General features: G+C 65.5%; 21 protein-coding genes. 11 read left to right on the top strand and 10 right to left on the bottom strand.

Annotated features, from left to right (window positions below; all coding sequences use genetic code 11):
• Positions 1-13: 13 nt before the first annotated feature.
• Genes gshB through rsmI form a run of 3 tightly spaced genes read right to left on the bottom strand, consistent with a single transcriptional unit; the run spans position 14 to position 2,307 of the window.
• A complete protein-coding gene (gshB, locus tag XH84_RS19990) occupies positions 14-958 on the bottom strand; it encodes a glutathione synthase (RefSeq protein ID WP_128921122.1) in 945 nt (314 codons plus the stop codon).
• A 10-nt stretch (positions 959-968) separates the two neighbouring features.
• The gene (locus XH84_RS19985; protein ID WP_128921123.1) at positions 969-1,370 is read right to left on the bottom strand and encodes a YraN family protein; all 402 of its coding nucleotides are present in this window, start codon (positions 1,368-1,370) and stop codon (positions 969-971) included.
• Positions 1,357-2,307, bottom strand: a complete 951-nt coding sequence (rsmI, locus tag XH84_RS19980; RefSeq protein WP_128921124.1) for a 16S rRNA (cytidine(1402)-2'-O)-methyltransferase — start codon at positions 2,305-2,307, stop codon at positions 1,357-1,359. The genes XH84_RS19985 and rsmI overlap by 14 nt, the downstream gene beginning before the upstream one ends.
• 338 nt (positions 2,308-2,645) lie before the next feature.
• Here rsmI and XH84_RS19975 point away from each other — a divergent pair, with 338 nt between their 5' ends.
• Entirely contained in the window at positions 2,646-3,878 is a 1,233-nt protein-coding gene (locus tag XH84_RS19975) for a penicillin-binding protein activator (RefSeq protein WP_206734158.1), read from the top strand.
• Positions 3,879-3,995: 117 nt separating this feature from the next.
• Here the strand turns inward: XH84_RS19975 and hemW are convergent, their stop codons facing one another.
• Genes hemW through rph form a run of 3 tightly spaced genes read right to left on the bottom strand, consistent with a single transcriptional unit; the run spans position 3,996 to position 6,497 of the window.
• A complete protein-coding gene (hemW, locus tag XH84_RS19965; protein WP_128921126.1) occupies positions 3,996-5,150 on the bottom strand; it encodes a radical SAM family heme chaperone HemW in 1,155 nt (384 codons plus the stop codon).
• The gene (gene rdgB, locus XH84_RS19960) at positions 5,137-5,772 is read right to left on the bottom strand and encodes an RdgB/HAM1 family non-canonical purine NTP pyrophosphatase (protein WP_128921127.1); all 636 of its coding nucleotides are present in this window, start codon (positions 5,770-5,772) and stop codon (positions 5,137-5,139) included. Before rdgB ends, hemW begins: the two co-directional genes overlap by 14 nt.
• An 11-nt stretch (positions 5,773-5,783) precedes the next feature.
• Positions 5,784-6,497 (bottom strand): ribonuclease PH, encoded by a 714-nt coding sequence (gene rph / locus XH84_RS19955; protein WP_128921128.1) that lies wholly within the window; start codon positions 6,495-6,497, stop codon positions 5,784-5,786.
• A 167-nt stretch (positions 6,498-6,664) separates the two neighbouring features.
• Here rph and hrcA point away from each other — a divergent pair, with 167 nt between their 5' ends.
• Both hrcA and grpE read left to right on the top strand, forming a co-directional pair.
• A complete protein-coding gene (gene hrcA / locus XH84_RS19950; protein ID WP_128921129.1) occupies positions 6,665-7,753 on the top strand; it encodes a heat-inducible transcriptional repressor HrcA in 1,089 nt (362 codons plus the stop codon).
• A gap of 98 nt (positions 7,754-7,851) precedes the next feature.
• Entirely contained in the window at positions 7,852-8,469 is a 618-nt protein-coding gene (gene grpE / locus XH84_RS19945) for a nucleotide exchange factor GrpE (RefSeq protein ID WP_128921130.1), read from the top strand.
• Positions 8,470-8,617: 148 nt separating this feature from the next.
• Here the strand turns inward: grpE and pncA are convergent, their stop codons facing one another.
• Positions 8,618-9,340: a bifunctional nicotinamidase/pyrazinamidase gene (gene pncA / locus XH84_RS19940; RefSeq protein ID WP_128921131.1), complete on the bottom strand. Its 723-nt coding sequence runs from the start codon at positions 9,338-9,340 to the stop codon at positions 8,618-8,620.
• A 218-nt stretch (positions 9,341-9,558) separates the two neighbouring features.
• Positions 9,559-10,500 (bottom strand): hypothetical protein, encoded by a 942-nt coding sequence (locus tag XH84_RS19935; RefSeq protein ID WP_164936474.1) that lies wholly within the window; start codon positions 10,498-10,500, stop codon positions 9,559-9,561.
• A 394-nt stretch (positions 10,501-10,894) separates the two neighbouring features.
• Here XH84_RS19935 and dnaK point away from each other — a divergent pair, with 394 nt between their 5' ends.
• The 8 genes from dnaK to XH84_RS19890 all read left to right on the top strand — a co-directional run bounded on the left by dnaK (position 10,895) and on the right by XH84_RS19890 (position 18,201).
• Positions 10,895-12,796: a molecular chaperone DnaK gene (gene dnaK, locus XH84_RS19930; RefSeq protein ID WP_128921133.1), complete on the top strand. Its 1,902-nt coding sequence runs from the start codon at positions 10,895-10,897 to the stop codon at positions 12,794-12,796.
• A gap of 259 nt (positions 12,797-13,055) precedes the next feature.
• On the top strand, positions 13,056-14,183 hold the full coding sequence (gene dnaJ / locus XH84_RS19920) for a molecular chaperone DnaJ (RefSeq protein WP_128921135.1): 1,128 nt from the start codon (positions 13,056-13,058) through the stop codon (positions 14,181-14,183).
• 88 nt (positions 14,184-14,271) lie between these two features.
• Positions 14,272-14,871 carry a class I SAM-dependent methyltransferase gene (locus tag XH84_RS19915; RefSeq protein WP_018323496.1) on the top strand — a complete coding sequence of 200 codons (600 nt, stop codon included), beginning with the start codon at positions 14,272-14,274 and terminating at the stop codon, positions 14,869-14,871.
• A gap of 57 nt (positions 14,872-14,928) precedes the next feature.
• A complete protein-coding gene (locus tag XH84_RS19910) occupies positions 14,929-15,507 on the top strand; it encodes an NADPH-dependent FMN reductase (protein WP_128921136.1) in 579 nt (192 codons plus the stop codon).
• A 6-nt stretch (positions 15,508-15,513) separates the two neighbouring features.
• Positions 15,514-16,224, top strand: a complete 711-nt coding sequence (gene pyrF, locus XH84_RS19905) for an orotidine-5'-phosphate decarboxylase (RefSeq protein ID WP_128921137.1) — start codon at positions 15,514-15,516, stop codon at positions 16,222-16,224.
• A gap of 23 nt (positions 16,225-16,247) precedes the next feature.
• A complete protein-coding gene (locus XH84_RS19900) occupies positions 16,248-16,559 on the top strand; it encodes a DUF1330 domain-containing protein (protein WP_128921138.1) in 312 nt (103 codons plus the stop codon).
• Between the two features lie 179 nt (positions 16,560-16,738).
• The gene (gene dapB, locus XH84_RS19895; protein WP_164936475.1) at positions 16,739-17,554 is read left to right on the top strand and encodes a 4-hydroxy-tetrahydrodipicolinate reductase; all 816 of its coding nucleotides are present in this window, start codon (positions 16,739-16,741) and stop codon (positions 17,552-17,554) included.
• A gap of 23 nt (positions 17,555-17,577) precedes the next feature.
• Positions 17,578-18,201: a 2,3-bisphosphoglycerate-dependent phosphoglycerate mutase gene (locus XH84_RS19890; protein ID WP_128921139.1), complete on the top strand. Its 624-nt coding sequence runs from the start codon at positions 17,578-17,580 to the stop codon at positions 18,199-18,201.
• Between the two features lie 127 nt (positions 18,202-18,328).
• Here XH84_RS19890 and XH84_RS19885 read toward each other — a convergent pair whose 3' ends face one another.
• Together XH84_RS19885 and XH84_RS19880 are read right to left on the bottom strand one after the other, a co-directional pair.
• The gene (locus tag XH84_RS19885) at positions 18,329-19,225 is read right to left on the bottom strand and encodes a methylated-DNA--[protein]-cysteine S-methyltransferase (protein ID WP_128921140.1); all 897 of its coding nucleotides are present in this window, start codon (positions 19,223-19,225) and stop codon (positions 18,329-18,331) included.
• A gap of 54 nt (positions 19,226-19,279) precedes the next feature.
• Positions 19,280-19,810, bottom strand: coding sequence for a DUF2244 domain-containing protein (locus tag XH84_RS19880; protein WP_128921141.1), 531 nt, complete (start codon positions 19,808-19,810; stop codon positions 19,280-19,282).
• Between the last annotated feature and the right edge of the window lie 15 nt (positions 19,811-19,825).

The raw sequence follows: 19,825 nt of genomic DNA, 5'->3' as shown, positions 1-19,825 counted from the left end.
TCATTGCGGTGAGTTACTTCTTCCGCTTCTCTTCGATCACGTCCCAGACCTTCGCTGCCACATCAGGCCCGCCGAGCCGCGCGATGGCGCGGATGCCGGTGGGGGAGGTCACGTTGATCTCGGTGAGGTTGCCGTTGATGACGTCGATGCCGACGAACAACAGGCCGTGCTCGCGTAGCGCCGGTCCGACCGTTGCGCAGATCTCGCGCTCGCGCGGAGTGAGCTCGGTCTCCTGCGCCGCGCCGCCGCGCACCATGTTGGAGCGGAGATCGTCCGCGGCCGGCACGCGGTTCACCGCGCCGGCGAACTCGCCGTTGACCAGAATGATGCGCTTGTCGCCGTGCTTCACCTCAGGGATGAATTGCTGGATCACCCATGGTTCCTTGAACGTCACCGAGAACATGTCGAACAGCGATCCGAAATTCATGTCCTGCGGCATCACGCGGAACACCGCCGCGCCGCCGTGACCGTGCAGCGGCTTCATCACGACGGCGCCGTGCATGTCGCGAAACGCGTTGATCTCATCGAGGTCGCGCGAGATCAGCGTCGGCGGCATCAGCTGCGGAAAGTTCATCACGAACAGCTTTTCCGGCGCATTGCGGACCGAGGCGGGATCGTTGACCACCAGCGTCTTCGGATGGATGCGCTCCAGAAAGTGTGTCGAGGTGATGTAGGCGAGGTCGAACGGCGGATCCTGGCGCAGCAGCACCACGTCGAAGCCGTTCAGCGCCTCGCGCTTCGGCTCGCCAAGGGTGAAATGATCGCCGGGCTCGTCGCGCACGGTCAGCAGCTGAACGGGAGCGACGATCTCCTCGCCGACCATCGAGAGCTTGTCGGGCGTGTAATAGAAAAGGCCATGGCCGCGCTTCTGCGCCTCCAGCAGCAGCGCGAAGGTGGAATCGCCCTTGATGTTGATGCGGGCGATGGGGTCCATCTGGACGGCGACGTTCAGTTTCATGGTCTGCCTTTCAGGTCGAGGCGTCGAATGCCGCCAACACATGGCGCGGAAGTGAGCGCGGCGCAATCAGCATGGCGTCGAATCGCAATTCGAATTCGGCATGCTCGGGATGCGCTACGAGCCAGCCTTGCGCGGCATCGATGATGCGCTGCTGCTGGCGCGGCGTCACGGCAAAGGCGGCATCGTCCAGCGTTGCGCGCGCCTTGACCTCGATGAAAGCGATCAGGTTGCGGCGGCGCGCGACGATGTCGATCTCGCCATGCGCCGTGCGGTAGCGCTTGGCGAGAATGCGATAGCCTTTGGCCATGAGATAGGCGGCGGCGCGGCTTTCCGCGGAGATGCCGGTGTGAAACGCGGCGACACGCTCGGGCGAGGCGACCTTTGGTTCCCCGGGGATCTCAGTCTTCGCCATCGCCGCCCCGCGAATCCTTTGCGAGCTCGAGCGCGCGGGCATAGACCTCGCGGCGCGGCCGGCCCGAGAGCGCGACCGCATGCGCCACGGCATCTTTGACGCTGTGCGCGGCAAGCTGCTCGCGCAACAGACCGTCGAGGGCGTCCATTGTCAGCACCTCGGCGTCCGCGGCAGGCGGGCCGATCACCAGGACGAACTCGCCGCGCGTCTCCGGCGCGTCCGCTTGTCGCGCAAACTCGGCAAGGGGCGCGCGCCTGACCTCCTCATGCAGCTTGGTCAGCTCGCGGCAGACCGCGGCGTCTCGCTCACCCATGATCTCGGCAAGATCGGTCAAGGTGGCCTGCATCCGATTTCCCGACTCGAACATCACCAATGTCGCGTCGATGCGTGCGAGCTCGGCCAGGCGCGTCCGGCGCGCGGCGGATTTGGCCGGCAAGAAACCCTCGAAGAAGAAGCGGTCGGTCGGCAGCGCCGCCACCGACAGCGCGGCCAGCACCGAGGACGGGCCGGGCAGCGCGTACACCGCATGGCCGGCGGCGCAGACCTCGCGCACCAGCTTGAAGCCGGGATCGGAGATCAGCGGGGTGCCGGCGTCCGAGACCAGCGCGACCGAGCCGCCGGCCGCGAGCGCCTCCAGGATTTTTGGACGGGCAATCTCCGCATTGTGCTCGTGATATTGCCTGAGCTGCGCCGCGATGGCGTAGCGCTCGGTCAGGCGCCGCGTGATGCGGGTATCTTCGCAGGCGATGACGTCGACGCCGGCGAGGGTTTGCAGCGCCCGCAGCGTGATGTCGCCGAGATTGCCGATCGGGGTCGCGACCAGATGGAGGCCCGGTGCCGCCTTCGGCGCCGCCAGCCGATGGGCATCGATGGAGAAACCGCGCGAGGCGGCGTCTTGAGCGTCAGGCGTATTTATCGGGGCCGGCTTTGCGCGCATAATGAAGTCAACTTAGGCACGATCCGCAGGGCTGGGAACCGGCTCGCCGAAAAAGATCGTGCCGAGGTGAGGGGCGAGGAACGGACGGGAATGTGATCGGTCAGGATCACGTCGGGAGGGAGTTAGGGCCCTCGCGCCATATTCGCGACGGAAACGCCGCCTTGATGCTGCAAGAGCGACGGCGAACAGCTGCCGGGACAGGAAGGCGGCCGCGTTAAGCGGTTATTATCCTTTTGTTTTGGTTAACTATTTGCCGACAATATGCCTGAATCCGCGGCCTTTGTCGTGGAAAGAAGATCGTGATCGGCCGGCGACGGCGGGTCAGAAGAGAAGCTGCCATGGTGGGCCCGCGTTTTCCAAAGTCTCCCCTTCCGGGGTCCCTGATGTCAGGGGCGACCCGCCGGAGCGCGCTCGGCCTGTTGCTCGGCGCGCCCCTGCTGTCGGCCTGCGCCGGCGTACAGCAGAGTCTCAGCCAGTTCTCCAACCCGTTCTCGAGTTCCGCGCCGCCGGCCCAGCCGGCAGGTCCCCCGCAGCAGGCGACGACCGCCGGCACCGGCGGCGTCAAGGTCGCCGTGATCCTGCCGCTCTCGGCCGCCGGCAATGCCGGCCTTGCCGCGCAATCCATGCGCAACGCCGCCGAGATGGCGCTGGCCGAGTTCCAGAATCCGAACATCCAGCTCCTGATCAAGGACGACAATGGCAGCCCGCAAGGCGCGCAGGCCGGCGCGCAGCAGGCGGTCGACGAGGGCGCCGAGATCATCCTCGGACCGCTGTTCGCACAGTCGGTGCCGGCCGTGGCGCAGGTCGCGCGCACGCGCGGCATCCCGGTGATCGCGTTCTCGACAGATTCCAGCGTCGCCGGCCGCGGCGTCTATCTGCTCTCCTTCCTGCCGGAGTCCGACGTCAATCGGATCGTCGAATATTCCGCCAGCATCGGAAAGCGCTCGATCGCGGTGCTGGTGCCCGACAATGCCTATGGCAATGTCGTCGAGGCCGCGGCGAAGGTGGCAGTGCCGCGGCGCGGCGGGCGCATCGTCGCGTTCGAGAAATACGGCGCCGACCGCGCGACGCCGGCACGCACGGTGGCGCAGCAGCTCGGCAGTGCGGACGCGCTGTTCATCGCCGATGACGGCGACGCCGTGGTGACGGTCGCCGACGCGATGACCGCCGCGGGCGCGAACTTGCGCAACATCCAGCTGCTCGGCACCGGCCTGTGGGACAACCCGCGCGTCTATGCCAATGCGAGCCTGCAAGGCGGCCTTTATGCCGCGCCCGACCCGGCCGGCTTCCGCGCCTTCTCGGGCCGCTATCGCACCAAGTACGGCGGCGAGCCGATCCGCACCGCGACACTCGCTTATGACGCCGTCGCCCTCGTCGCCGCGCTCGCGCGGACGCAGGGCACCACGCGCTTCTCGTCCGATGTGCTCACCAACCCCTCGGGATTTGCCGGCATCGACGGCCTGTTCCGCTTCCGCGCCGACGGCACCAATGAGCGGGGGCTTGCGGTGATGAAGGTGACGCAGGGCGGTGGCGTTGCGGTGGCGGGCTCGCCGAAGAGCTTTGGGGCGTAGCTCAGGACGACGGTGCCGTAGGGTGGGCAAAGCGAAGCGTGCCCACGGCTTCAATCCATTCGCGAAGAGATGGTGGGCACGGCGCAAGTGCGCCTTTGCCCACCCTACGAGAGCTCGTTACGCCGCCAAATCCGCGACCACCGCATCCAGCACGGGAAAACCGCTGCTGGTCACGCGCAGCCGTCCGGTCGCATCGACCGTGATCGCGCCTTCCTCGCGCAAGAGCGCGATACGACGGGGATCGAGCGGACGGCCGGCGAGGGCCTTGTAGCGCTCGGGGTCGATGCCTTCCGCGAGCCGCAATCCCATCAGCAGGAACTCGTCGGCGCGTTCCTCGCTGTTGAGGAGATCGTCGGTGATGATGCCATGGCCGTTGGTCTCGACCCGCATCAGCCAGGCCTCGGGTCGCTTCTCGGTGGCGGTGGCGTGCCTAATACCGTCAATGTCGAGGCGGCCGTGCGCGCCGGGGCCGATGCCGGCATATTCGTCGCCGCGCCAGTACACCAGATTATGCCGGCACTCGGCGCCGCGCCGCGCGTGGTTGGAGATCTCATAGGCGGGTAGCCCAAGCTTGTCGCAGGTCTCCTGCGTGATGTCGTAGAGCGCGCGCGCGACCGCTTCATCCGGCGTCTTCAATTTGCCGGCCTGATGCAGGCCGAAGAACGGCGTGCCTTCCTCGATCGTCAATTGATAGAGCGACAGGTGCTCGGCCGCCTCGTCGATGGCGAGACGCAGTTCATCGGCCCACATCGACGGCGTCTGGTCGGGGCGGGCATAGATCAGGTCGAACGAATAACGGTCGAACGAGCGCCGTGCGATGGCGACGGCATCGAGCGCCTCGCGCGCACTATGCATGCGGCCCAGCGCTTTCAGCGAGGCATCATCGAGCGCCTGCACGCCGAGCGAGACGCGGTTGACGCCGGCACTGCGATAGCCGGCAAAGCGCGTGGCTTCGACGCTGGTGGGATTGGCTTCGAGCGTGACTTCGACGTCGCCTGCAACGCTCCAGTGCTTGCCGATCGCATCGAGCACCGCGCCGACCGTTGCGGGCTGCATCAGGGACGGCGTACCGCCGCCAAGGAAGATCGAGGTGACCTCGCGTCCGGGCGCACGTTCGGCGGTGGCTGCGATCTCTCGCGCGAAGGCGGAGGCGAAGCGTACCTCGTCGATCGCGGCGTGGCGGACATGGCTGTTGAAATCGCAATAGGGGCACTTCGACAGGCAGAACGGCCAGTGCACGTAGACGCCGAAGGCTTCCTTAGCGCGGCTCAAGGCAGATCTCCGCCAGTTTCACGAAGGCGCGCGCACGGTGCGACAGGCCGAGACCGAGCGGCGGCAGCCCGTGCTTCTCGATGCTCTCCATCTCGCCGAAGGTGCGCGTATGGCCATCCGGCAGGAACATCGGGTCGTAACCAAAACCGGCAGTGCCGCGCGGCGGCCAGACCAGCGTGCCGTCGACGCGCGCCTCCACCTCTTCGAGATGATCGTCGGGCCAGGCGACGCAGAGCGCGGAGACGAAATGCGCTGTTCGGCGGTCCGGCGTGGTGGCGCCGCGCTCCTGCAACAGGCGCTCGATTTGCGCCATCGCCGCGTTGAAGTCCTTGGCCGGGCCGGCCCAGCGCGCGCTGTAGATGCCGGGCGCACCGTCCAGTGCGTCGACCACGATGCCGGAATCGTCGGCGAAAGCGGGAAGCTTGGTCGCCTGCGCCGCCGCGATCGCCTTGATCGCGGCGTTGCTGCGGAAATCGGTGCCGGTCTCATCCGGTTCGCCGAGCCCGAGGTCACCGGCCGACACCGCCTCGACGCCGTGGGGCGCCAAAAGCTCCCGCATCTCGGCAAGCTTGCCGGGATTATGGGTGGCGATGACGAGCTTTCCGGTGATTCGGCGGTGCATGGGCTTATTGACTACGCGACAGCCAGTTTCTGCAAGTCCACGAGACGCGCAACGCCCTTGCGGGCCAGCGCCATCAGCGCCAGGAACTCGGCTTCCGTGAACGGTTCGCGTTCCGCCGTGCCCTGCACCTCGATGATGCGGCCGTCGCCGGTCATGACGAAATTGGCGTCGGTCTGGGCTTCCGAATCCTCGGCATAGTCGAGATCCAGTACCGGCGTGCCGTTGTAGATGCCGCAGGAAATCGCGGCGACGTTGTCGCGCATGACGTTGGCCTTGATCATGTTGCGCGCCTTCATCCAGTTGATGCAATCGGCGAGTGCGACCCAGGCGCCGGTGATCGAGGCCGTGCGGGTGCCGCCGTCGGCCTGTAGCACGTCGCAATCGACCGTGATCTGACGCTCACCGAGCGCTTCGAGATCGACGATGGTGCGAAGTGAGCGGCCGATCAGGCGCTGGATCTCGACGGTGCGGCCGCTCTGCTTGCCAGCGGCGGCCTCGCGGCGGGTGCGTTCCGAGGTGGCGCGGGGCAGCATGCCGTATTCGGCGGTGACCCAGCCGCGGCCCTGACCCTTCAGCCACGGCGGCAGGCGGTCTTCCAGCGTGGCCGTGACCAGCACATGGGTGTCGCCGAACTTCACCAGGCACGAGCCTTCCGCATATTTGACCACGCCGCGCTCCAGCGTCACGGGGCGCAATTCGTCGGGCGCACGGCGGCTTGGCCGCATGGAAATCCTCCAAAACTCAACGGGAAAGGCTGTTCGCGGTGCTTGTAGGTGGGGTGAGGGTGGGCGGCAAGGGCTTATTCAGCCCCTGATTCCGGGGCTGCAAACGCAACGCTTGTCAGAAGCGCCCGGGATGGACAAATTATGAGGATCTGAGAGGAGTTACCGCTGTGGCCCATCACGATCCGATCCATCTGATCGCGCCGCGCGCAGGCCTCGCCCAGCTCAACGAGCGTTCCCGCGATATCTTTCGTCAAATTGTCGAAAGTTACCTCGCGACCGGTGAGCCTGTGGGCTCGCGCAATATCTCGCGCCTGATCGCGATGCCGCTGTCGCCGGCTTCGGTCCGCAACGTCATGGCCGATCTGGAACAGCTCGGCCTGATCTATGCGCCCCACACCTCCGCCGGCCGGCTGCCGACGGAACTCGGCCTGCGCTTCTTCGTCGATGCCTTGATGCAGGTCGGCGACCTCAACGAGGCCGAACGGCAGTCAATCCAGAGCCAGCTCACGTCCGTAGGTCAGGCGCACTCGGTCGAGGCGGCGCTGGACCAGGCGCTGACGCGGCTATCCGGACTGACGCGGGCTGCGGCGGTGGTGCTGACGCCAAAATCCAATGCGCGGCTCAAGCACATCGAATTCGTCCGCCTGGAACCGGAGAAAGCGCTGGTCATCCTCGTCGGTGAGGATGGTCAGGTCGAAAACCGCGTGCTGGCACTGCCCCCCGGAGTTCCCTCCTCGGCGATCACCGAAGCCGGCAATTTCCTGAACGCCCGCATCCGCGGCCGGACCCTGGCCGAGGCGCGGCTCGAGCTCGAGACTGCGCTGGGCGAGGCCCGCGCCGAGCTCGATCAGCTCGCACAGAAGGTGATTTCAGCCGGGATCGCCAGCTGGTCCGGCGGCGAGAACGAGGACCGCCAGCTCATCGTGCGCGGCCACGCCAATCTGCTCGAAGATCTGCACGCGCTGGAGGATCTGGAGCGGGTGCGCCTCTTGTTCGACGATCTCGAGACCAAGCGCGGCGTGATCGATCTGCTCGGCCGGGCCGAGACCGCCGAGGGCGTGCGCATCTTCATCGGCTCCGAGAACAAGCTGTTTTCGCTGTCGGGGTCGTCCACCATCATCTCGCCCTATCGGGATGCCGCCGGCCACATCGTCGGCGTCCTCGGCGTGATCGGCCCGACGCGGCTGAATTATGCCCGCGTGATCCCGACCGTGGACTACGCCGCCCGCATCGTCAGTCGCCTGCTGGGGGGCTGACCGGCGTTTGAACCGATCACGGGCGCTTGATTTTCGACGCCCGAAGCACGATATCCGGGCCAGCAAAATCCCTTGGAACAAGTTCGAGAACAGAGCCGATGACCGATCGAGACCGGCAACCCGAAGACGCGGCTGCGCCGACTGGCGAGCCCGTGGTGTCAAAGCCCTACATCATGCCCGACGATCCCGAGCCCGGCTCGGTTGAAACCTTGCAGAAGGAAGTCGCCGAGGCGCGCGATCGCATGCTGCGGACGCTGGCCGAGATGGAGAACTTGCGCAAGCGGACCACCAAGGAAGTCGCTGACGCCCGCCTCTACGGCATCACCGGCTTTGCCCGCGACGTGCTCGACATCGCCGACAATCTTCAGCGCGCGCTCGATGCCGTTCCGGCCGAGGCCCGTGCCACGGCCGATCCCGGCCTGATCTCGCTGATCGAGGGCGTCGAGCTCACCGAGCGGTCGCTGCTCAACGCGCTGGAAAAGCATGGCGTGAAGAAGCTCGATCCGCAGGGCCAGAAGTTCGACCCGAACTTCCACCAGGCGATGTACGAAGTGCCCGATCCGTCGGTGCCGTCGGGCACCGTGGTCCAGATCATGCAGGCCGGCTACACCATCGGCGATCGCGTGCTGCGTCCGGCTTTGGTCGGCGTCGCCAAGGGCGGCGTAAAGCCCGCGCCCGCGGCGAACAACAATGAATCCAGCAGCGCGGCGAACTGAATCCTCAGACCCTCATGGTGAGGAGCCGCGCCCTTGCGCGGCGTCTCGAACCATGAAGGCCAAGGTGCCGCAGCGGGGGCCTTCATCCTTCGAGACGCGCGCGAAGTAGCGCGCTCCTCGGGACGAGGGTTTTGCAGTGTTGCGTGTCCTACGCACTCGCCGCGATATCCGCAGATTGAATCCGCTTCACGCCGGCCTTGGCCATGTCGGCCCAGGCCTTTGCGAGCGAACCCTGCGTGTCGATGCCGCGGCAGGCGTCTTCCACCACATAGACTTCGAAGCCTGCCTTGCGCGCGTCGAGCGCGGTCCAGGCAACGCAGAAGTCTGTCGCGAGCCCTGCGACGAAGACGCGTTTGATCTTGCGCGCCTTCAAATATCCGGCAAGGCCCGTCGAGGTCTTGCCGTCGGCTTCGAGGAAGGCCGAATAGCTGTCGACGTCCTTGTGAAAACCCTTGCGGATGATGAGCTCGGCGTGCGGGATCGCAAGGTCCTTGGACAGCGCCGCGCCGTCGGTGCCCTGCACGCAATGATCGGGCCACAGCACTTGCTTGCCGTAGGGAAGGTCGACGGTCTCGAACGGCTTCTTGCCGGAGTGGACTGAGGCAAACGAAATGTGGCCTGGTGTGTGCCAGTCCTGTGTCATCACCACGTTCGCAAACGCCTTCGAGATCTTGTTGATGACGGGCACCACCTGCTCGCCTTCCTTCACGGCAAGGCTGCCGCCGGGCAGGAAGCAGTTCTGCACGTCGATCACGAGCAGCGCGGAGGCCTCGTCCGGCTTGATCGATGAGGCCGCAAACAGCGCGGTTGGCGCGAGAGTCGCGAGCGCCGTCGTTCCAAGCATTGCCAAAATCTGTCGCCGATCCAGCATCGTTCGCCTCCCCTTGTGAGCCAATCGAGGCGAAGCCTAATTCTGCGCGCGAGCGAACAGAAGCCCGAAAATGCAGCCGGCTTTGGTTAGCGGCTAAGCGCTCGTCCCACGCGTCGGGTGAGGGTTTTCTCCTCTTGGGGGTTCTTGATTGCGGAGACACCCTCTCCCCATCCCTCCCCGCAGGCGGGGGAGGGAGCGCATCCAGCTCGTGGATGCGCTCAACCCTTCGGCTGAATTCCGTCGCGCACGGCGCGGAAGCGGGTGAAGGCGGCCTGCCACTGGTCGCGCGGAGCGCTGGCGATGATGCGCAGCGAGGCGCCGCTGCCCGAGAAACGAATCCACTGCACCACGGTCACCGGCGTCTTGTCCTTGCCGCTGACGCCGTCGATCCTGGTCTCGAAGCCTTGCTGGCCATTGATGCGGATCGGCTCGGACATGGTGACGCGGGATTCGCGCAGTCCGGGGATTTGCAGCGCGGCCTCCTGGGCGAAGCGGGCGCGGTCGTCGGCGGCTTGCGGGGTGGCGCCGATCACGCCGAGGATCATGAACGGCTTCGATTCATAACCCGAGCCCTCGTTGCCGTCGGCCAGGATGATGCTGCTCCCCGGCGCCAGGGTGCGGATGTCCTTGAAGTCGGCAAGATCGGTGATCTTGAACGGCATCAGCCCGATCTGCTCCTCGGCCGAGACCTGCTTGCGGGTGGTGGCGCTCGCGAACATCTGCCGCACCGCCTCGTCGGTGTAGATCTTGGTTGCGTTCTCCGGGATCTGCACCGCGACATAGCCGGAGAAGCCGGTACCCGGCACGATCATCGAATAGCGCTTCACCGGGCTGTCGCCGGCCTTGCCGGTCTCAGTGGTGAAATAGGCAAGACCCGCGGGGGTCTCGACCTTATCCTGCTTGACGCCGCTCGCTCCGGCCGGATTGGAATTGAAGGCGCTCACGACCTCGCCATAGGCGGCCGGCGGCAGCTCGGTGATCAGCACCTTGACGCTGCCGTCCTCGCTCTCGAAGCCCGGAAAGGTCTTGGCCGTGTTGAGGCCGACCAGCGGCACCATGCCGAGGCGCAAGCCGGGCGGAAACACGGCGTCGGCAGCGAGGGCCGGAAGCGCGGAGGCGGCGAGAAGGGCGAGCGCGGCGAGGGGGCGGATCAGCTTCATGGGCACTCTGATTGGTTCACATTGAGGCCGTTCGATGGTCGGCCACCGGGCCGCTTTGTCGCGCGAAGCAGCTGTGGCGGCTGCCCGGCCGGTCCGCCTTTTACCGGGTTTGGGCTTGCGGCAACAGGGCGGGCGGGCTTGCGGTAGCGGGGGCTTGCCGGAGCCCGAACCTGTTAATAATTCCTCACCCGCGAGGGCGGTCGAGCCCGGATATCATCTTCCAAAACCCAATGTTTTAGCGGCAGAAACCTAGCTTCGGTCCTTGCGGGCCCCTCCCCCCCTCCTATATGAGCGTCAATCATCGCAATATCGCGGATGTTTGATCTTAGGGGGTTTCGGTTTGGGTGCCTTCTGGGCCCAGCCAACCTGCCGCAAAAAGAAGGATATCAGGACCATGGGAAAGGTCATTGGGATCGACCTCGGCACCACGAATTCGTGCGTCGCCGTGATGGATGGCAAGAACGCCAAAGTCATCGAGAATTCCGAAGGCATGCGCACGACGCCCTCGATCGTCGCCGTCACGGACGACGGTGAGCGCCTCGTCGGCCAGCCGGCCAAGCGCCAGGCCGTTACCAATCCCGAGCGCACCTTCTTCGCAGTGAAGCGCCTCATCGGTCGCCGCTACGACGACCCGATGGTCGAGAAGGACAAGAAGCTCGTCCCCTACAAGATCGTGAAGGCTTCCAACGGCGATGCCTGGGTCGAGGCCGACGGCCAGACCTACTCGCCCTCGCAGGTCTCGGCGTTCATCTTGCAGAAGATGAAGGAGACCGCGGAAGCCCACCTCGGCCAGAAGGTCGACCAGGCCGTCATCACCGTTCCCGCCTACTTCAACGACGCCCAGCGCCAGGCGACCAAGGACGCCGGCAAGATCGCGGGCCTCGAAGTGCTGCGCATCATCAACGAGCCGACCGCGGCCGCGCTCGCCTATGGCCTCGACAAGACCAAGGCCGGCACCATCGCAGTGTACGATCTCGGCGGCGGTACGTTCGATATCTCCATTCTCGAAATCGGCGACGGCGTGTTCGAGGTGAAGTCGACCAACGGCGATACCTTCCTCGGCGGCGAAGACTTCGACATGCGCCTGGTCGGCTATCTCGCCGACGAATTCCAGAAGGAGCAGGGCATCAACCTGCGCAACGACAAGCTCGCGTTGCAGCGCCTGAAGGAAGCCGCTGAAAAGGCCAAGATCGAGCTATCGTCGACGACGCAGACCGAGATCAACCTGCCGTTCATCACCGCGGACCAGACCGGTCCGAAGCATCTGACGATGAAGCTCACCCGCGCCAAGTTCGAGGCGCTGGTCGACGACCTCATCCAGAAGACCGTCGAGCCCTGCCGCAAGGCGCTGAAGGATGCCGGCGTCACCGCCGGTGAGATCGGCGAAGTCGTGCTGGTCGGCGGCATGTCGCGCATGCCGAAGGTCCAGGAAGTCGTCAAGCAGCTGTTCGGCAAGGAGCCGCACAAGGGCGTCAACCCGGATGAAGTCGTGGCGATCGGCGCTGCGATCCAGGCCGGCGTGCTCCAGGGCGACGTCAAGGACGTGCTGCTGCTCGACGTGACCCCGCTGTCGCTGGGCATCGAGACGCTGGGCGGCGTGTTCACCCGCATCATCGACCGCAACACCACGATCCCGACCAAGAAGAGCCAGGTGTTCTCGACCGCCGAGGACAACCAGAACGCGGTCACCATCCGCGTCTTCCAGGGCGAACGTGAAATGGCGGCCGACAACAAGATGCTCGGTCAGTTCGACCTGATGGGCATTCCGCCGGCTCCGCGCGGCATGCCGCAGATCGAGGTGACCTTCGACATCGACGCCAACGGCATCGTCAACGTCTCGGCCAAGGACAAGGCCACCGGCAAGGAGCAGCAGATCCGCATCCAGGCCTCCGGTGGTCTGTCGGAAGCCGACATCGAGAAGATGGTCAAGGACGCCGAGGCCAATGCCGAGGCGGACAAGAAGCGCCGCGAGGCCGTCACCGCCAAGAACGAGGCCGATGGCCTGGTGCACTCGACCGAGAAGGCCCTGGCCGAGCACGGTTCGAAGGTCGCCGAGAGCGAGCGCCGCGCCATCGAGGACGCCGTCAGCGACCTCAAGGAAGCGCTGAAGGGCGACGACGCCGAGGCGATCAAGGCCAAGACCAACACGCTGGCTCAAGCTTCGATGAGGCTCGGCGAGGCCATGTACAAGCAGCAGGCCGAGGCCGACGCCAAGAAGGATGCGGCCAAGGACGACGTCGTCGACGCGGAATTCACCGAGGTCGACGACGACAAGAACAACAAGAAGTCCGCTTAAGCCCCGAGAGGGTCACGATGCGGACGGCTTGGACCCCACACGCGCTACCGGCCTCCTCCCTTACGGGGGAGGCCGTCGCGTCGGGCTCGACGGGCCAAGATTCTGTTTCAATCGTGCCCGTTACGATCAATCAATTCCCAGCCGCTATGCTGAACGCAGGCATGCTGCCCTCTGCCACAAGGCGGAAGGGTGCCTATATCGTTGCGTGGCGACGTCGTTTTGCTCCAACTTGAATGCGATTGGATAGACCGAGTCCGACATGTCCACGTCCACCAAGCGCTGCTACTACGAGACCCTCGAGGTCGAACGCGACGCCGACGAAGGCAAGCTGAAGTCGTCGTTCCGCAAGCTCGCGATGAAATTCCATCCCGACCGCAATCCGGGGGATGAGACCAGCGAAGTCAAGTTCAAGGAACTCAACGAGGCCTATGAGGTCCTGAAAGACAAGGACAAGCGCGCCGCCTATGACCGTTACGGCCATGCCGCTTTCGAGCAGGGCGGTGGCGGCGCCGGCTTCGGCGCGGGCTTCGCCTCCTCGTTCTCCGACATTTTCGAAGACCTGTTCGGCATGGCCGGACAGCGCGGCCGCGGTGGTCGTGAGCGCGGCGCCGACCTGCGCTACAACATGGAAATCACGCTCGAGGAAGCCTTTGGCGGCAAGACCGCGCAGATCGAGATTCCGGTCTCGGTCACCTGCGAGGCCTGCTCGGGCATCGGCGCCAAGGCCGGAACCAAGCCGAAGACCTGTTCGACCTGCGGCGGCGCCGGCCGCGTGCGGCAGTCGCAGGGTTTCTTCACGCTGGAGCGGACCTGTCCAGGCTGCCAGGGCCGGGGCCAGATGATCGAGGATGCCTGCCCGTCCTGCTCGGGCCAGGGCCGCGTCACCCGCGAGCGGAATCTTTCGGTCAACATTCCCCCGGGTGTCGAGGACGGCACCAGGATCAGGCTCGCCGGCGAAGGCGAGGCCGGGGTCCGCGGCGGCCCGCCCGGCGACCTCTACATCTTCCTGTCGCTGGCCCAGCACCAATTCTTCCAGCGCGACGGCGCCGATCTGCATTGCCGTGTGCCGATCTCGATGGTGACGGCCGCCCTCGGCGGCGAATTCGAGGTGCCGACCATCGAGAAGGGCAAGGCCAAGGTGAAGGTGCCGGCCGGGACCCAGTCCAACCGCCGATTCCGCATTGCATCAAAAGGCATGCCGGTGCTGCGGTCGCGCCAGATGGGCGACATGTATGTTCAGGTGGTGGTCGAGACCCCGCAGAACCTCACCAAGAAGCAGCAGGAATTGCTGGCCGAGTTCGAAAAGCTGTCCTCCGGCAACACCCAGCCGGAATCCGAGGGCTTCTTCGCCAAGGTCAAGGATTTCTTCGGTAATCGGGCGAGTTGACTCGGCTTGACCGTACCGCCTTCGGCCTATACGTCTTTATGACCATTTTCTGACACGCCGCGGTCCCGCGGTCCCGTCCGGTCCAGACATGCCATTGCCATCGTCCGCGCGTGCGTTGAAGAAGCCTCGTCTCGACGACGAGGTGCGCTTTCTCAGATCGTGGATCGAAAAGCCGCTGCACATGGGCGCGGTGATGCCGTCGGGCAAGCTGCTCGCCCGGACCATGGCCCATTACGTCGATGTCGATTCGGACGCGCCCGTGGTCGAACTCGGGCCCGGCACCGGCGCCATCACCTCCGCCCTCATCGAGCGCGGAGTCGACCAGAAACGTCTGGTCCTCGTCGAATACAATCCCGGCTTCTGCGCGCTGCTGCGCGACCGCTATCCGCAGGCCAAGGTGGTGCAGGGCGATGCCTATCGCCTGCGGGACACGCTCTGGAACGTCCTGAGCGCGCCGGCCAGTGCGGTCGTCTCCGGCCTGCCGCTCGTGACAAAACCGATGCTGACGCGGCTGCGGCTGATCCGCGATGCCTTCACGGCGCTGGCGCCCGGCGCGCCCTTCGTCCAGTTCACCTATGCGGTGGTGCCGCCGATCCCGAAATCGCTGCCCGGCGTGTCCACAGAGGCTTCGGAACGGATCTGGATGAACCTTCCGCCGGCCCGCGTCTGGGTGTATCGCAAGGACTAATTCCGCCGGCTTCCTTCTCTGCGCGGCGGGCTTGTTTCGCCGAACGTATGGAAGCGGATGTCCGCACCGAAAATCCTGGTCATTCCCGGCTCGCTGCGCACCGGCTCGCACAATGCGAAGCTGGCGGCGGTCGCTGCCTATGAATTTGCCCGGGCCGGCGTCGACGTCACCCGCATCTCGCTCGCCGATTTTCCGCTGCCGATCTACGACGGCGATCTCCAGGCCAAATCCGGCGTGCCCAAGCACGCGATCAATCTCAAGCGCATGATCGGCGCCCATCACGGCGTGCTGTTCGTCACGCCCGAATACAACGCCTCGGTGCCGCCGCTGCTTAAGAACGCGATCGACTGGGTCAGCCGCGTGCACGAGCTGCATGAGGCGCGCGGCGATGTGTTCCGCAACCGCGCCTTCGCGCTTGCCGGCGCCTCGCAGAGCCGGCTCGGTGCGGCGCGCGCGCTGCAGGCGCTGCGGCTGATCCTGACCTCCTGCCACGCCAATGTGATTGCCAGCCAGCTCACGCTCGGCTTTGCCGACCAGGCCTATGACGATATGGACAAGCTCAAGAACGAGGGCGATATCGCCGCGTTGAAGGAGCTGGTCGCGCAATTGATCGACATTTCCCAACGCATGATGTGAGGTGACATGACGCCAGCCGAGATCGCTCCAAAGGACCGCCTGATCGTCGCGCTCGATCTGCCCAGCGTCGATGCCGCGGAGGCGACGATCAACCGTCTCGGCGACAGCGTCACCTTCTACAAGATCGGCTATCGGCTCGCTTATGCCGGCGGATTGCCGCTGGTCGGCAAGCTCGCCGACAAGGGCAAGAAGGTCTTTCTCGATCTCAAGCTGCACGACATCGGCAACACCGTGATGCAAGGGGTCGAGAGCATCACCAGGCTTGGCGCCACCTTCCTGACCGTGCACGCCTATCCGCAGACCATGAAGGGCGCGGTCGAAGGGCGCGGCAATTCGAGCCTGAAGATACTCGCGGTGACGGTGCTGACCTCCTACAACGAGGACGACCTGCACGCGGCCGGCTATCGGCTCGGCGTCTCCGAGCTGGTCGAGGCGCGCGCGCAGCAGGCGCAGGTGCTCGGCATCGACGGTCTGGTGTCCTCGCCGGAGGAAGCTGGTGCTCTGCGCAAGATCGTCGGCCACCAGATGCACCTCGTCACACCGGGCATCCGGCCGGCAGGCTCGGCGACCGGCGACCAGAAGCGCATCATGACGCCGGGCCGCGCGATCGCCGCCGGCGCCGATTATCTCGTCGTCGGACGTCCGATCGTGGAAGCCGCTGATCCCAAGGCCGTCGCAGACGCCATCCAGGCCGAGATTGCGCAGGCGCTTGGCTGATCAACAACACAGGGAGAAGAGCAATGGCAAAGGGCTACTGGATCGGGCGCGTCGACGTGAACAATGACGAGGGCTACAAGCCCTACGCCGTCGCCAACGGTCCGATCTTCAGGAAATGGGGCGGCCGCTTCGTCGTCCGCGCCGGCAAGTTCACCACCGTCGAAGGCGCCAGCCGGACCCGCAACGTCGTGATCGAATTCCCGGACTACGAGACCGCGATCGGCTGCTTCAATTCGCCGGAATACCAGGCCAACATCAAGGTGCGCCAGCCGCACTCGGTTGCCGATCTCATCATCATCGAGGGCTATGACGGCCCGCAACCGCAGGACGGCTGAGAGGAGGCCGTCATTATGGGGCGATGCGAAGCATCGAACCCCGGTGCGCAATTGCGCACCTGAGAATCTCGAGATTCCGGGTTCGGCTCTGCGAGCCGCCCCGAACGTGCCGCCGCTGTCCCCCCTCGGTTGCCGGAACTTCATCCCCCCGCTACAACGGCGGCGAAGAGGATCACACCATGTCCGACATGCGCTTGATTGTTGCTGGGGCCGGCGGCCGGATGGGCCGCGCACTGGTGCGGGCGATTGCCGAGAGCCAAGGCGCGGTGCTTGCGGGTGCGCTGGAGGCGCCGGGCTCGGAGCTGCTCGGCAAGGATGCCGGCGTGCTCGCGGGATTGCCCGCCAACGGCATCAAGCTCTCGGCCGATCTCTGGGCGATGTCGAAGGAGGCCGACGGCATTCTCGATTTTACCGTGCCGGCCGCCACCATCGCCAATGTCGCGATCGCCGCCCAGCGGGGCATCGTCCATGTCGTCGGCACGACGGGACTCTCGATGTCCGACAACGCCGTGATCAAGAGCGTCACCAACCGCGCCGTCGTGGTACAGTCAGGCAATATGAGCCTGGGCGTCAACCTGCTCGCCGCGGTGGTCAAGCGCGTCGCCAAGGCGCTCGACCAGGGTTTTGACATCGAGATCGTCGAAACCCATCACCGCATGAAGGTCGACGCCCCCTCCGGCACCGCGCTGATGCTGGGCCAGGCCGCAGCGGCCGGCCGCGGCGTCACCCTCGATGACCATTCCGAGCGAGGCCGCGACGGCATCACCGGTGCGCGCAGGCCGGGCAATATCGGCTTCGCCTCGTTGCGCGGCGGCACCGTCGCCGGCGACCACAGCGTGACCTTCCTCGGCCCCTTCGAGCGCCTGACGCTGTCGCATCAGGCCGAGGACCGCATGCTGTTCGCCCATGGCGCGCTGAAGGCGGCGCTGTGGGCCAACGGCAAGAAGCCGGGGCACTATTCCATGGCCGACGTGCTCGGCCTCGCCGATATCTGATCGAAACTAACGGAAAGCAGTCAATGAGCGAACGTCTTCTCGTGCTCGTGCGCCACGGCCAGAGCGAATGGAATCTGAAGAACCTGTTCACCGGCTGGAAGGATCCTGATCTCACCGAGCTCGGCGTGAAGGAAGCCACGGAAGCCGGCCGCAAGCTGAAGGCACAGGGCCTCGTGTTCGACGTGGCCTTCACTTCGGTTCTCACGCGCGCGCAACACACGCTCGACATCATCCTCGGTGAGCTCGGTCAAGAAGGCTTGCCGACCTCGAAGAACCTCGCGCTGAACGAGCGCGACTATGGCGATCTCTCCGGCCTCAACAAGGACGACGCCCGCAAGAAATGGGGCGAGGACCAGGTGCTGATCTGGCGCCGCTCCTACGACGTGCCGCCGCCCGGCGGCGAAAGCCTGAAGGACACCCTCGCGCGCGCGCTGCCCTATTACGTGCAGGAGATCCTGCCCGGCGTGCTCAACGGCAAGCGCACGCTGGTCGCCGCCCACGGCAATTCGCTGCGCGCGCTGATCATGGTGCTGGAGAAGCTCTCGCCCGAAGGCATCCTGAAGCGCGAGCTCGCCACCGGCGTGCCGATCATCTATCGCCTCAATGCGGATTCGACCGTGGCGTCGAAGCTGGATCTGGCGGGGTAGGGCCGGTCTCGTAGGGTGAGTTAGCGCAGCGTAACCCACCATCTCTCGCAGAGATTAAAAAGGTGGGTTACGCCGAGCAGCTGCGCTTTGCGCATCTGCAGGGCTAATCCACCCTACGGCATCTCGACTACTGCATCCCCAGCTGCCCGGCTTCCCAGCCCAGCATCGCCTGCTTGCGCGTGATGCCCCAATGATAGCCGGTGAGCGTGCCGCTCTTGCCGAGCGCGCGATGGCAGGGCACGACGAACGAGACCGGGTTCTTGCCCACCGCCGCACCGACGGCGCGCGAGGCCTTCGGGCTGTTGATGTTGCAGGCGATGTCGGAATAGGACACCGCGCGGCCCATCGGGATTTTCAGCAGCGTCTCCCATACCCGCACCTCGAAGTCGGTGCCGATCATCACCACGCGCAGCGGCTGGTCCGGCCGCCACAGTCTGGTGTCGAAGATGCGCGCGGCGAGCGGCGCCGTGCCCTCGTGGTCTTCGACATAGGTGGCGTTCGGCCAGCGCCGCGTCATGTCGGCGAGCGCAACCTTTTCCTCGCCGTGGTCGGCGAAGGCAAGCCCCGACAAGCCGCGATCGGTGGCGATCACGATCGCGGTGCCGAACGGGGAGGGATGAAAGCCGTAGCGCAAGGTGAGGCCGGCGCCGCCGTTCTTCCATTCGCCCGGCGACATGGCTTCGTGCGTGACGAAGAGATCGTGCAGCCGGCCCGGACCCGACAGGCCGGAATCGAGCGCGGCGTCGAGGATGCTCGCGGAGTCCCGCAGCAAGCCCTTGGCGTGATCGAGCGTCAGCGCCTGCATGAAGGCCTTTGGCGTGATCGAGGCCCAGCGGCGGAACAGATGGTGCAGCTCATCCGGCGTGACGCCGGCCGCATCCGCCATCGCCTCGATGGTCGGCTGCGCGCGCCAGTTCTCCGAGATGAAGGCGATCGCCCGGCGCACCGAATCGTAGTCGCGCAACGCGGCGTTCTGGGGGCCCGGCTTGGTCAGGCGCTGGTCATGTATGGCGAGTGTCATCATGACCGGAAATGTAGGAGAGGGGCGGCTGGGAAACCACCCGATTTCTGACTGCGCTCAGGTCACCGGATTGTAGGTCGGGCCGCGCTTGGCGGCATTGAGCGCCTCAACCAAGCCTTTGTAAAAACTTGCTTTTTCCTCTGGCCCCAGGAATCGGGCAATCTGGATCTGGTAGCCGCGCGAGATCAGGTAGAGATGCTCGATGCCGAAATCCTCGTCGACCTCCATGTCGAGGCGGACCCAGAGCGGGTTGAACGTCCATTCGGCCACCTGGCCGTGGTGGCTGATGCGCCGCACGCGCAATTCGCTCGTCGTGACGGTGATCTCTTCGCGCGCGCGAGCCGCGCGGAAGTTGGCCTTGAAGGCCCACCAGATCACCAGCACGTCGAGGCCGAAGAAACCGAACACCGGCCAGGCGCCCATCATCAGGAAGACGAGGCCGGTGACGAAGCTGACCACGCTCAGGAACAGCATCACGGCGAGGAAGCCGGTGCGGTTCAGCGAGCGGTGCGGCGTCAGCAGTGCGGAGAAGATCTGCACTTCGCGCTGATCAGGCTCGCCGCGCTCAATTTCGTTGCCTGTGCTCATTGTCCGTCAGTATAT

Source organism: Bradyrhizobium nanningense (genome assembly GCF_004114535.1).
In the GTDB taxonomy this organism is placed as follows: Bacteria; Pseudomonadota; Alphaproteobacteria; order Rhizobiales; family Xanthobacteraceae; genus Bradyrhizobium; species Bradyrhizobium nanningense.
The sequence above is the reverse complement of the archived record's forward strand: the minus strand, read 5'-3'. Positions and strand labels throughout refer to the sequence as shown.

Coding starts and splice junctions, on each gene's coding strand:
- gshB (WP_128921122.1), bottom strand. CDS start 958: ATGAAACTGAACGTCGCCGTCCAGATGGACCCCATCGCCCGCATCAAC.
- XH84_RS19985 (WP_128921123.1), bottom strand. CDS start 1,370: ATGGCGAAGACTGAGATCCCCGGGGAACCAAAGGTCGCCTCGCCCGAG.
- rsmI (WP_128921124.1), bottom strand. CDS start 2,307: ATGCGCGCAAAGCCGGCCCCGATAAATACGCCTGACGCTCAAGACGCC.
- XH84_RS19975 (WP_206734158.1), top strand. CDS start 2,646: ATGGTGGGCCCGCGTTTTCCAAAGTCTCCCCTTCCGGGGTCCCTGATG.
- rdgB (WP_128921127.1), bottom strand. CDS start 5,772: ATGCACCGCCGAATCACCGGAAAGCTCGTCATCGCCACCCATAATCCC.
- rph (WP_128921128.1), bottom strand. CDS start 6,497: ATGCGGCCAAGCCGCCGTGCGCCCGACGAATTGCGCCCCGTGACGCTG.
- grpE (WP_128921130.1), top strand. CDS start 7,852: ATGACCGATCGAGACCGGCAACCCGAAGACGCGGCTGCGCCGACTGGC.
- pncA (WP_128921131.1), bottom strand. CDS start 9,340: ATGCTGGATCGGCGACAGATTTTGGCAATGCTTGGAACGACGGCGCTC.
- XH84_RS19935 (WP_164936474.1), bottom strand. CDS start 10,500: ATGAAGCTGATCCGCCCCCTCGCCGCGCTCGCCCTTCTCGCCGCCTCC.
- dnaK (WP_128921133.1), top strand. CDS start 10,895: ATGGGAAAGGTCATTGGGATCGACCTCGGCACCACGAATTCGTGCGTC.
- dnaJ (WP_128921135.1), top strand. CDS start 13,056: ATGTCCACGTCCACCAAGCGCTGCTACTACGAGACCCTCGAGGTCGAA.
- XH84_RS19915 (WP_018323496.1), top strand. CDS start 14,272: ATGCCATTGCCATCGTCCGCGCGTGCGTTGAAGAAGCCTCGTCTCGAC.
- XH84_RS19910 (WP_128921136.1), top strand. CDS start 14,929: ATGTCCGCACCGAAAATCCTGGTCATTCCCGGCTCGCTGCGCACCGGC.
- pyrF (WP_128921137.1), top strand. CDS start 15,514: ATGACGCCAGCCGAGATCGCTCCAAAGGACCGCCTGATCGTCGCGCTC.
- XH84_RS19900 (WP_128921138.1), top strand. CDS start 16,248: ATGGCAAAGGGCTACTGGATCGGGCGCGTCGACGTGAACAATGACGAG.
- dapB (WP_164936475.1), top strand. CDS start 16,739: ATGTCCGACATGCGCTTGATTGTTGCTGGGGCCGGCGGCCGGATGGGC.
- XH84_RS19890 (WP_128921139.1), top strand. CDS start 17,578: ATGAGCGAACGTCTTCTCGTGCTCGTGCGCCACGGCCAGAGCGAATGG.
- XH84_RS19885 (WP_128921140.1), bottom strand. CDS start 19,225: ATGATGACACTCGCCATACATGACCAGCGCCTGACCAAGCCGGGCCCC.
- XH84_RS19880 (WP_128921141.1), bottom strand. CDS start 19,810: ATGAGCACAGGCAACGAAATTGAGCGCGGCGAGCCTGATCAGCGCGAA.